Origin of the sequence: Enterococcus spodopteracolus (assembly GCF_030441955.1) — a bacterium.
In the GTDB taxonomy this organism is placed as follows: Bacteria; Bacillota; Bacilli; order Lactobacillales; family Enterococcaceae; genus Enterococcus_B; species Enterococcus_B spodopteracolus.
In genome coordinates, this window is record NZ_JARJHD010000001.1 from 125,281 (window position 1) to 137,510 (window position 12,230).

Genomic DNA, 12,230 nt, shown 5'->3' on the forward strand with positions numbered 1-12,230 from the left:
AGAAATGTGAGGGAAATGAAATGAATAAAAAGATTCGTATGGTACAAGTTGGCTGTGGAAAAATGTCGAAAGAGATTATCAAATATGCCATGGAAAAAGGGATTGAAATCGTTGGAGCGGTTGACAATCGACCCGAAGCAATCGGTCAGGATCTAGGGTTATATCTAGGATATGACCAAGCCTTAGGAGTGAAAATCTCTAATGATCCCCACGAAGTTTTTCAAAATTGTGATGCAGATGTCGCTTTAGTAACGATTGCTAGTTATATCAAAGACTTCATGCCAAGTTTAGAGATTCCTTTAACTTATGGAGTCAATGTTTTAACGATCAGCGAAGAAGCTTTGTATCCTTGGACGACTTCGATTGCAGAAACTAACCGTCTAGATAAAATCGCAAAAGCCAACAACGTCACAATTTCAGGTACAGGAATGCAAGATATTTACTGGGTGTTGTTCCCAGCCTTGATGGCTGCTGGGATGAATGATGTACAAAAAATTAGCGGTGAAGTTAGTTATGATGTCGAACACTATGGCAAAGCGTTAGCTGAAGCCCATGGGGTCGGATATGATCAAGAGAAATTTGCAAAAGAAATTGCGAACGCGACCGATTTACCGTCGTATTCTTGGATGACGGCAGAAGCAATCTGTTCTAAAATGAATTGGTCGATCAAACGTATTACTCAAAAGAATGTTCCAATTGTTTTAGATAAAGCTATTTCGTCGAAAACAATGGAACGTACGATCAGAGCAGGCGAAGCAATCGGGATGTCTGCTGTGGCGACTGTTGAAACGATCCAAGGACCAATCGTTGAAGTTGGTTGTACTGGAAAAGTGTATCAAGCAGGCGAGGGCGATCTATGTACTTGGTCGATCGAAGGAACGCCAAGTATGCAATTTGAAGTAACAAAACCAGATACACCAAAACATACGTGTGCAACCTTGATCAACCGTATACCAACGGTGGTCAACTCTGCCGCAGGTTATGTCACGATCGATCAATTGGCACCTGTCCAATATATGACCTACCCAGCACATCTTTATTTAGATAATAAATAAGAAGAACTAAGTTTGTCAGTTGAAGAAAGAGAAACAAAAAAAGAGCGAGGATTGAACATCCAAGCTCTTTTTTTGTTTAGTCTAAACCAATCAAGTAATCTTCATCTTTCATCGCTTCTACATTACCTAATAGGTAGCCATTTCCGACTTGTGAGAAGAAATCATGGTTACTTGTTCCAGTAGAGATCCCGTTCATGACGATTGGATTGACATCGTTTGCTGTATCAGGGAATAGAGGATCCATTCCTAGATTCATCAATGCTTTATTTGCATTGTAGCGCAAGAATGTTTTGACTTCTTCCGTCCAACCGATTGGGTCATACAGTTCTTCCGTATAGCGTTCTTCATTTTCGTATAATTCATATAAAAGATTATACATCCAGTCTTTTAATGTTTCTTGTTCTTCCTCAGGTAATTCGTTATAGCCTAATTGGAATTTGTACCCGATATATGTGCCATGGACAGATTCATCACGAATGATCAACTTGATGATCTCTGCTACATTGGCTAATTTATTATTCCCTAAATAATAAAGTGGGGTGTAGAATCCTGAGTAAAATAAGAAGGTTTCTAAAAAGACACTCGCGATTTTTTTCTCTAACGGCGTACCATTTTTATAGATTTCATTAATACGCTCTGCTTTTTTCTGAAGATAAGGATTCGTATTCGTCCATTCAAAGATTTCTTCGATTTCTTTTTTTGTATTCAATGTACTAAAGATCGAAGAATAACTTTTCGCATGGACAGACTCCATAAATTGGATATTGTTCAATACTGCTTCTTCATGGGGCGTGCGGACATCTTTACGTAATTGATCCATGCCGCTTTCTGATTGGACGGTATCAAGTAAAGTCAGTCCACCGAATACGTGACCAACTGTATCTTTTTCTAATTGAGAAAGTGTACGCCAATCGTCTAAATCATTTGACAAAGGGATACGTGTATCTAACCAAAATTGCTCGGTTAGTTTCTCCCAAGTTGATTTATCAATGATATCTTCAATTTCATTCCAGTTTATCGCTGCATAATAAGTTTCTGACATGAGAATGCTCCTTTATTAAAATCCAGTAACGGTTCTATCACTAAGTGAAATTAGATCACACAGCTTTCACATTGGTTGCTGCCGCTTTCTTCTGCATCGTCTGTAAACGTACGGACATAATAAATCGATTTGATTCCTTTGTGGAAAGCATAGTGTCTTAGAATATTTAGATCACGTGTGGATTGTTTTGTTGTTTCTTTCCATTCGTACAAACCTTCTGGGATTTCTGAACGCATAAACAACGTCATACTCATTCCTTGATCCACATGTTTTTGTGCTGTGGCATAAACATCGATCACTTTACGCATATCCATATCATAAGCAGAAGTGTAATATGGAATTGTTTCATTTGATAAATAAGGCGCTGGATAATAGATTTTCCCAATTTTCTTTTCTTGGCGTTCTTCGATCATACGAGTGATCGGATGGATACTTGCACTCGTATCATTGATATAAGAAATAGAACCATTAGGTGCTACAGCTAAACGATTTTGGTGATACAAACCATCTTTCATGATTGCTTGCTTCAAGTTTTCCCAGTCTTGGGCAGTCGGAATAAAGATACCATCAAACAAAGCAGCAACTCGTTCAGATTTTGGTTGGAATTCGCCAGTGACATATTTATCAAAATACGTGCCATCTGCATAAGCTGATTTTTCAAAGTTATGGAAGACTTGTTTTCTTTCACGTGCGATATTGTTACTTTCAACAAGTGTCCAGTAATTCAACAACATGAAATAGACATTCGTGAAATCAAGCGAATCTTCAGAACCATATTCCATTTGTTCTTTAGCAAAGTAAGTGTGAAGGCCCATCGCACCAAGCCCGATCGTATGATTCAACTTGTTCCCATTTTGGATTGGAGGAACGACATCAATATCTGAAGCATCAGTGATATAAGTCAAAGCACGAGTCATCGTGCGGACAGAACGACCAAAGTCAGGGCTATCCATCAAATTGACGATGTTTGTCGAACCTAAGTTACATGAGATGTCTGTCCCTAACTCTTCATATTCTTGCTTGCCATTGATGACAGAAGGTGTCTGCACTTGTAAAATCTCAGAACATAAGTTACTCATGATGATTTTACCATCTACAGGATTTTCACGATTTGCCGTATCAATATTGATGATATACGGATAACCAGACTCTTGTTGTAATTTAGAAATCTCGTTTTCTAAATCACGGGCTTTGATTTTTTGTTTACGGATATTTGGATTTGCGACTAAATTGTCATATTCCGCAGTGATATCTACGTAAGAAAATGGCACACCATATTCTTTTTCCACACTGTATGGGCTGAATAGATACATTTCTTGGTTTTTACGTGCTAATTCATAGAATTTATCTGGGACAATCACACCAAGTGATAAAGTCTTCACACGAATCTTTTCATCTGCATTTTCTTTTTTTGCTGAAAGGAACATCATGATGTCTGGGTGGAAGACGTTTAAATAAACGACACCCGCACCTTGACGTTGTCCTAATTGGTTCGAATAACTAAAGCTATCTTCAAACAATTTCATTACTGGAACAACACCGCTAGCTGCACCTTCGTAGCCTTTGATCGGCGCTCCGGCTTCACGTAGGTTAGAAAGAGTGATCCCAACACCGCCACCGATTCGTGAAAGTTGTAAGGCAGAGTTGATCGAACGACCGATCGAATTCATATCATCCGTTACTTGAGTCAAGAAACAAGAAACAAGTTCACCCCGACGTTTACGGCCAGCATTCAAAAATGAAGGGGTTGCTGGTTGATAACGTTGATGGATCATTTCATCAGCTAAAGCTAAGGCTAGTTCTTCGTCGCCATTCGCAAAATACAACGCATTGAATGCGACACGATCTTCATAAGATTCCAAGTAGGCAGAACCATCATTTGTTTTTAACGCATATTGAGAGTAGAATTTATAGGCTGCCATGAATGATTTAAATGTAAAGTTTTGTTCGAATAGGAATTGATAAAGTTTTTCAATAAATTCACTACTATATAATTGAATGAACTCTGCTTCTAAATATTGGTTGTCGATCAAATACTGGATTTTGTCGATCACTGTTGGAAACGTCATCGTATTTGGTTTGACATTTTCTTCAAAAAAAGCAGCTAAAGCTTCTTTATCTTTATTTAAAGGGATTTGCCCGTTGACTGGTCGATTGATTTCATTATTCAGCTTAAAGTAGCTGACATCTTTTAGATTTTTAAGACTCATACATACGCCCAACCTTCTTTTTGATTTTGATGATACGTGTTTGACCACAAGATATAGTGGTGTTCATTGCTGTAAAAAAGGATTTGGGGAGGTTACGGACAAGAGCCGTAAGTCCATCAAATCCATGGTGGCAGAGGACCAAGTTGATCCTCGATCTATTTGACAACTGTTTGAATGATTCTTAGCTAGCTAAGTGACGTAGTTGATCTGGTCTGAAGCCGATGACAGTTGCTGCGTCAGAAGTGATGACTGGAACACTTTGGAATCCTTGGTCTTTTAACCATGAGATTGCTTCAGGTTGCTCATCGATATTTACTTCTTCAAAGTCAATTTTATTTTCAGCTAAAAAGCGTTTCACCATTTTACATTGCATACAATTATTTTTAGAAAAGATTTTTACGTTCATTATTGTTTGCCTCCTTGCCCATGTGTTTTCTCTATAATCAATAGTATAAATCTATTAGTAAAAAAGTCAATCAACAAACACTACATCTTGTGTTGTGGAAATTGTGGAATACTATGTTTTGTGGTTTTTGAAAAACAGTGAAAACAAGCATCTCATGCAAATTCGCTTGTGTTAGTACAGAAATGCTTGTGGAAAACTCCAATAAAAAATATTTTTTTAACCTTTGCTGGCCAATAAATGAATGTTCGATTGAAAAATCACAAACGAAAAAAGTATGCAAAATGATGGAAAGAAGAAGAGAAATAAATGCAGATCAAAACCAGAAGAAAAAGGTATTTATACATTTTAGAGATAGAAATTTTTTCACAAAAAGAAAAATGATCATGAAGCGTTTAAGGAGCATCTAAAAGAGAAACTCGAATCAAAATAGCAAAAGTCAAAAGAGTACTCACTATGTATAGTAGTAAGAAGATAAATGTTGTAAAAATTTAACTAACAATATTTTTTTAATTTTTTAATAACGATGTTATGTTTAAAAATTGGTTAATTGTCATGTTATCTGTTTTTTAATTCCTAGATTTTTGTTTAAATAGAGCCAACAGGACGTCTTGTTGATGCTTTGAAAATTCAATAAAAGGAAGCGATCCAAGATGCGTACAATGATCAAATGGGTAGGTGTTATTTGTTTTACTTTACTAGTTTACGTTGGAGGAACAGCAGAGGCAATTTCGATTCCAATCAAACCTATGATTACTGAAAAAAATCAACATGTGTTAGGTAGTAGCAGCCAATTCTCAGAATCACTCACCCGAAGTTTGACAGACGATTCAGGAATCTCCGCTGCAGAACCAGGAAGACCAGCTAAAGATTTTATTGACATATCTTCCAATAATGACAAGATATCGAGTGAAGAATTTCAAACGATGAAAAACTACGGCATTAAAGGGGTAGTCGTAAAATTGACTGAAGGAGACTCGTATAAAAATCCGCTTGCTCCTGAACAGATTGCTTCAGCCGTTGCGGCAGGCCTAAAAGTAAGTGTCTACCATTATGCGTGGTTCAATGAAGAAGCTGACACAAAAGGGGAAGCTCAGTTTTTATTGGATTATATGAAAGAGTTGAACCTGCCATCATCAACTGTTGTTGTCAACGATAGCGAAAATCCAAAGATGAACGTGGATAAAGTGACAGATAATGCATTGGTTTTCCAAAAAGCGATCCAACAGGGAGGCTATCAAAACGTCGTCCACTATTCGAGTGCTTCTTGGTTCACCGAAAACAAATTGGATATGACACGTCTAGGAAAAGAAAATTGTTGGGTTGCACAGTGGCCGTACGATCCTTCTGATAAAAATCCTTTGCATACAGATACAGCAGCTTGGCAGTGGGCAAGTGATCTTTATTTCCCAGAATTTCCTACCCGTCATTTTGATGTAAGTAGTGACTATTTGAAAAAATTTACAAGCTAAATGAAATTTGTTTTTTAGCGCAAGAAACAAAAAGACAACCACGAAAATCAAAAAAATTTTCGTGGTTGTCGCTTTATTCTCGAAGTGAGTGATACGAACTGTTTAGTTTGGGAAATCAACTGATAATTACCGGATTTCTTGTATAGAAGAAAAAATAAAACCAGTTTACTTTTGCTTCTTTAAAGCGTCCATAGTAAGATGTTAGCTGACAAGTAGATGAAAGAGGAAGAATAAAATGAGTGAAAAAACCAAACTGGTTCGCCCACGTTATCAACAGATTGCTGTTGATTTGGCTGAACGAATCGTAGAAAATCGTTATCAAATCGGCGAGAAGATTCATGCAAGATCCACTTTAGCAAGCACGTATAACGCTTCTCCAGAAACGACTCGTAAAGCAATCAATGTTTTGGTCGATCTGGGGATCATGGAAGTCCGTCATGGCAGTGGTGCGTTTGTAGCATCTAAAGAAAAAGCAAAGGATTTCCTTTTACAATACCAAGATGTGCAATCGATCCAAGAAACAAAAGCAGAAATCATGGAAAGCGTGAAAAAACAACAAGAAGAATTGAACCATTTTTCACAACTATTGGATCAACTGGTGAGTCAAACGAAACGAATACATAAGATGAATCCACTTCTGCCTTTTGAACTTGCTTTGACAGAGGAAGCGGCTCACTTAAACCAATCCATCAGCGAATTGAATATTTGGCAAGCTACTGGTGCAACAGTGATTGCCATTTCCCACGATCAAGAACTGTTGGTCTCGCCTGGTCCATATGCGAAATTTTCAGCGGGGGATACTGTCCACTTTATTGGGAACGAGTATACGCTGCAACGGATGACAAACTTTTTTTATCCAGATGGGCAGTGAACGAGCGGATAAGAAGAATCTCATTTAATTCTAATTTTGGTCAATCCCTATACTGATAAGGGATTGACCATTTTTTTGTATCGTTTCACTAAGAATAGAGATGCTTGAATTTTGACAAAGTGACTACATGGTGTTATCGTAGTGTGGTCACTTTTTTCAGAAAGAAAAATGAATTTACATACAAAGGAGAATTTGTTTGGTAAAAGTAGAAGTCAAAAACTTAACGAAAATATTTGGTAAACGAACACAAACTGCTTTGGAAATGATGAAAAAGCACCAATCGAAAACAGAGATTTTACAAAAAACTGGCGCAACTGTCGGGGTATATGAAGCGAGTTTTGATGTACAAGAAGGTGAGATCTTCGTGATCATGGGTCTTTCTGGGAGTGGGAAATCAACCTTGATCCGTCTATTGAATCGTTTGATTGAACCTACATCTGGAAATATCTTGATTGATGGGGAAGACATCTCAACACTTAGCAAAGAAGAACTTCGTGAAGTTCGTCGTCACAAAATCAACATGGTTTTCCAAAACTTCGGTCTATTCCCGCATCGTACGATTTTAGAAAATACAGAATATGGTCTTGAAGTTCGCGGTGTTCCTAAAGAAGAACGTCAAGCTAAAGCAGAAAAAGCGTTAGAGAACTCAAGCTTGTTATCCTTTAAAGATCAATATCCTAGTCAATTATCTGGGGGGATGCAACAACGTGTAGGGTTAGCCCGAGCATTGGCAAATGATCCAGAGATCCTATTGATGGATGAGGCTTTCTCAGCACTTGATCCATTGATTCGTCGTGAAATGCAAGATGAATTATTGGAACTACAATCTAATGTGCAAAAAACGATCATCTTCATCACACATGATTTAAATGAAGCATTGCGTATCGGCGATCGCATTGCGTTGATGAAGGATGGCGAAATCATGCAAATCGGTACTGGAGAAGAGATATTGACAAATCCAGCCAATGATTACGTGAGAGAGTTCGTTGAAGAAGTGGACCGTTCGAAAGTCTTGACAGCTCAAAACATCATGGTGCCAGCATTAACAACAAATATCGAATCAGATGGTCCAAACGTTGCGTTGACACGTATGCGTAACGAAGAAGTCAGCATGTTGATGGCTGTTGATAAGAAACGAAACTTAAAAGGGATCATTACAGCAGATCAAGCATTAGAAGCAAGACGTCAAAAACGTCCTTTAATCGATTTCCTTGATGAAAATGTCACAGTGATTGGGAAAGATATGCTTGTTAGTGATATCTTCAATATTATTTATGATTCACCAACTCCATTAGCAGTGGTTGACAACGGAAAATTAAAAGGCGTTGTTATCCGAGGTAGCGTGATCGAAGCATTATCAGCAACTAGTGAGGTGAGCGAACATGAATAATTTATTGAACTATCAAGTACCCGTCGCTGACTGGGTCGAAACGATCACTGATTGGTTGACAACAACGTTCGCAGGACTGTTCTCATTCCTTCAAACGATTGGTCAAGCAGTGATGACAGCTATCACGAATCTTTTATTAGTGATACCAGCACCATTATTTATTCTTTTAATGGCAGTCGCAGCATTCTTTATTTCAAAAAAACGTCCGGGGTTGACATTATTCACGTTGATCGGCCTATGGTTCATTTATAATCAAGGATTATGGTCAGATTTGATGAATACTGTCACATTAGTGTTACTATCTAGTGTGATCTCGATCATTATTGGTGTACCTCTTGGTATTTTAATGGCAAAAAATGGTAAAGCACAAGGAATCATTAAACCGATTCTTGACTTTATGCAAACAATGCCAGGTTTTGTTTATTTGATCCCAGCAGTTGCCTTTTTCGGAATTGGTATGGTTCCAGGGGTATTTGCTTCAGTGATCTTTGCATTACCACCAACCGTTCGTTTTACGAACCTAGGTATCCGTCAAGTACCAACCGAGTTAGTGGAAGCTTCTGACTCATTTGGTAGTACGAGTTGGCAAAAGCTAGTGAAGCTTGAGTTACCATTAGCAAAAAGTACGATCATGGCAGGAATCAATCAGACGACTATGCTTTCCCTTTCTATGGTTGTTATCGCCTCAATGATCGGAGCGCCTGGTTTAGGTCGTGGCGTTCTTTCCGCTTTACAACGTGCACAAGTTGGGAATGGCTTTGTAAATGGGGTAGCATTAGTAATCCTAGCGATTATTATTGATCGTTTTACACAACATTTGAATCAACCGAATCACGAAAAAGCAGCAGGTACGGTTAAACAAAAAAATAAAAAGCATCAAGGATTGATCATTGGTGCAGTAGTCGTCGTTTTATTAGGTGCGATCGGTATTGGAAGTTTTAGTTCTTCAACAAAAGAAACAAACACCATCAATCTTTCTTATGTGGAATGGGATACAGAAGTTGCTTCAACGAATGTCGTAGCAGAAGTCTTAAAAGAGATGGGCTACGATGTCAATGTGACCCCTCTTGATAATTCGATCATGTGGGAATCTGTTGCAAAAGGAGAATCAGATGGGATGGTGGCTGCTTGGTTACCGAAGACGCATGGTTCTCAATATGAACAATACAAAGATCAAGTTGATGATCTAGGTGCAAACTTGAAAGGTGCCAAAGTCGGATTAGCTGTTCCAGCATATATGGACGTTAATTCGATCGCTGATCTAACCGATGAAGCAGGCAAAAAAATCACCGGTATCGAACCTGGCGCAGGTGTGGTGAATGCTGCAGAAAATACGATTGCCCAATATCCAAATCTGGAGGGGTGGACAGTTGAGACCTCTTCTTCAGGTGCGATGACGGTTGCATTAGGACAAGCAATCAAAAATCAAGAACCAATCGTCTTTACTGGTTGGACGCCACACTGGATGTTTGCAAAGTATGACTTGAAATATCTAGAAGATCCAAAAAATGCGATGGGAGATGCAGAAGAAATACACACCATCGTCCGCCAAGGCTTAAAAGAAGATCAACCAGAAGCATATGCTGTGTTGGACAAATTCAACTGGACAGAAAAAGACATGGAAGAAGTCATGTTAGAAATCAACAATGGTAAAGATCCACAAGAAGCAGCAAGAGAATGGATCGATAAGAACCAAGAAAAAGTTGCAAGCTGGAAAAATTAAATACCATATAAAAAAGGTGTTACCGAAACAAATGAGATGTTTCGGTAACACTTTTTTTGTGAAAAATTCAATAGTATGCGAGATCAAAAGGCGTATGGTGATACATCAGCCAATGCAGTCCTAAAACGATACTGCTTTCTAAATCATCCAGATAGCTGAATACAGGAGCATTGGGCTGTTTCGGCAAATAACGATTTTGCGCTAAAGTTTCCTCTACGAGCGGCTTAATATCTGGGTCAATAGCTAAGACGAACTTGTCTGGAGCAATCAAAGCATTATACGTAATAATCAAAGAAGAAAGATTTTTAGCAAGTTCAACAGGTGTATCAGGACTCCCTTGATCTAAGAATAAAGGGAAATATTTTGCTTCACCAGCTAGCGAGTCATGTCCTTCGATCAAAGCTGATTTGGCAAGTAACGTGACACCTGGCATACTATTTTGTGGATAATAGATGCCTACGATCGTTTCAGATAATGGAAGTTGTTTCAAAAGACAATGACCGATCGTAAAAAGATGGGCATCATTTTGGATATAGTAAGGAAGATCAGTCACTTCTTCAATCAATTGATGGATAGGCCAACGATCCATTTTTTTATACCAACTAGAAGTGATTACGCCCTCTGAGATTTTACCAGGAATTGAAAATCCAATAGAGGAAATAGTTGATGCGCTCTTCAAATGATTGGAAAGCAACAGTTGGAAGGCAGAAGGAGAGATCTCATAAAAAGGTTGTGTATGCTTTGCTAATCGGTCCCCTTTTAAGTCAATCGTAAAAATATCTACATATAATTGCTTGTTTTCTTCTCGAAAAACAAAGAGCAGTGAATGTTTTCTATCATAATTGAATTCATATTGCGTTGCTGGACGACCAATCTCTCTTGGCTTGTTAGGATGTTCAAATAAAAAACCCTCAGACACCAACTCTTTCACCAAGGAATTGGTCGTCACCATACTGATCTTTGTTGCTTCTACGATTTCGGAAGAAAATAGTTTTTGATGTTGGAATAGTAAAGAGATCACTCGATTTAAATTTGTTTGACGTATTAGATTTTTATTGATTGTCATTATTGAGGTTTTCCTTTATTAAGTTATTTAATTAAGTATAGCGGACGCAAGTATAAATGTAAATATGTAGCTGTAATAGTCAAACCAACCTATTTCTCTCATTTAATACTTGACGTCCACCTATTAATTGATAAACTTAATAAAGGAGATTAATTAAATAGAATTAGGAGGGTCTCAGATGATCAAATTGATATTAACGGACTTAGATGGAACATTTTTAAATAGTAAAGGAGCGTTTGATAAAGATTTATATACAGAAGTGAAAGCGCTTATGGATGAACAAAATATCTATTTTGCACCGTGTACGGGCAAACAGTGTGAACGTGTCGAAGAATTATTCGGTCCAGAGTTTTCAAAAGATTTATGGATTTTAGGAGATAGTGCTACTAGAATCAAGCACAAAGATGAATATATTTACGAATCTTTATTGCCAAATAAAGTCGGAACTGAAATCCTTCAAAAACTAGAGGAAATCTCTGATGAATATACGATCATCGCTTGCACACCGAGTGCAGCAGTCATCAAAAATACTGTACCTGAAGAAGAAGCTAAAGTGATTCGTCGCTCCTATGCTAAGGTTAAGACGGTTGAGAGTCTAAAGGAAATGGCAGAAGACTTTGTAAAAATCACCGTTTTTGATCCACAAAAAAAATGTTTTGAGCATGTCAAACAGTTAGAAGAATTTAAACAACAAGCCTATATTGTTGCTTCAGAAGCTGCTTGGATCGATATCTCCAATCATAATGTCCACAAAGGGACGACAGTCGCAGAACTGCAAAGAATCCTCAACGTCACACCAGAAGAAACCATGGCATTTGGTGATGGTCTAAATGATATGGAATTATTAGGACGTGCAGTTTATAGCTTTGCGATGAGTAATGCCTTTGAGCAAATCAAAGAAGTTGCGCAATTTGTGACAAAGTCGAACGATGAAGATGCTGTACTTCATACCATCAAAAAAATGATTGCTTTACAAGTATGAAAACCCAGTGAGTTGA

10 protein-coding genes are annotated in these 12,230 nt (G+C 37.9%); 6 read left to right on the forward strand and 4 right to left on the reverse strand.

Translation table 11 applies throughout. The features are described 5' to 3' along the window. Nucleotides 1-20: 20 nt before the first annotated feature. Nucleotides 21-1,055, forward strand: coding sequence for an NAD(P)H-dependent amine dehydrogenase family protein (locus P3R27_RS00590; protein ID WP_301356631.1), 1,035 nt, complete (start codon nucleotides 21-23; stop codon nucleotides 1,053-1,055). Between the two features lie 76 nt (nucleotides 1,056-1,131). On the opposite strand, the gene nrdF is transcribed toward P3R27_RS00590, so the two are convergent. From nrdF to nrdH, 3 genes are all read right to left on the reverse strand, one after another. Continuing rightward, the gene (gene nrdF, locus P3R27_RS00595) at nucleotides 1,132-2,097 is read right to left on the reverse strand and encodes a class 1b ribonucleoside-diphosphate reductase subunit beta (RefSeq protein ID WP_010734316.1); all 966 of its coding nucleotides are present in this window, start codon (nucleotides 2,095-2,097) and stop codon (nucleotides 1,132-1,134) included. A gap of 50 nt (nucleotides 2,098-2,147) precedes the next feature. Continuing rightward, the gene (gene nrdE / locus P3R27_RS00600) at nucleotides 2,148-4,307 is read right to left on the reverse strand and encodes a class 1b ribonucleoside-diphosphate reductase subunit alpha (RefSeq protein WP_301356630.1); all 2,160 of its coding nucleotides are present in this window, start codon (nucleotides 4,305-4,307) and stop codon (nucleotides 2,148-2,150) included. Between the two features lie 181 nt (nucleotides 4,308-4,488). Beyond that, nucleotides 4,489-4,713, reverse strand: coding sequence for a glutaredoxin-like protein NrdH (nrdH, locus tag P3R27_RS00605; protein ID WP_010734318.1), 225 nt, complete (start codon nucleotides 4,711-4,713; stop codon nucleotides 4,489-4,491). Between the two features lie 650 nt (nucleotides 4,714-5,363). On the opposite strand from nrdH, the gene P3R27_RS00610 reads away from it, so the two are divergent. The 4 genes from P3R27_RS00610 (at nucleotide 5,364) to P3R27_RS00625 (ending at nucleotide 10,166) form a co-directional block, all read left to right on the forward strand. Beyond that, complete coding sequence (locus P3R27_RS00610) at nucleotides 5,364-6,182, forward strand: GH25 family lysozyme (protein WP_301356629.1); 819 nt, start codon at nucleotides 5,364-5,366, stop codon at nucleotides 6,180-6,182. Nucleotides 6,183-6,417: 235 nt separating this feature from the next. Further along, entirely contained in the window at nucleotides 6,418-7,053 is a 636-nt protein-coding gene (locus P3R27_RS00615) for a GntR family transcriptional regulator (RefSeq protein WP_010734320.1), read from the forward strand. Nucleotides 7,054-7,249: 196 nt separating this feature from the next. Next, nucleotides 7,250-8,443 (forward strand): quaternary amine ABC transporter ATP-binding protein, encoded by a 1,194-nt coding sequence (locus P3R27_RS00620; RefSeq protein WP_034687032.1) that lies wholly within the window; start codon nucleotides 7,250-7,252, stop codon nucleotides 8,441-8,443. Continuing rightward, on the forward strand, nucleotides 8,436-10,166 hold the full coding sequence (locus P3R27_RS00625) for an ABC transporter permease/substrate binding protein (protein WP_034687030.1): 1,731 nt from the start codon (nucleotides 8,436-8,438) through the stop codon (nucleotides 10,164-10,166). The genes P3R27_RS00620 and P3R27_RS00625 overlap by 8 nt, the downstream gene beginning before the upstream one ends. Before the next feature lie 67 nt (nucleotides 10,167-10,233). Here the strand turns inward: P3R27_RS00625 and P3R27_RS00630 are convergent, their stop codons facing one another. Further along, complete coding sequence (locus P3R27_RS00630) at nucleotides 10,234-11,232, reverse strand: ROK family protein (RefSeq protein WP_034687029.1); 999 nt, start codon at nucleotides 11,230-11,232, stop codon at nucleotides 10,234-10,236. 178 nt (nucleotides 11,233-11,410) lie between these two features. Here P3R27_RS00630 and P3R27_RS00635 point away from each other — a divergent pair, with 178 nt between their 5' ends. Further along, the gene (locus P3R27_RS00635) at nucleotides 11,411-12,214 is read left to right on the forward strand and encodes an HAD-IIB family hydrolase (protein ID WP_034687232.1); all 804 of its coding nucleotides are present in this window, start codon (nucleotides 11,411-11,413) and stop codon (nucleotides 12,212-12,214) included. The last annotated feature ends 16 nt before the right edge of the window (nucleotides 12,215-12,230 follow it).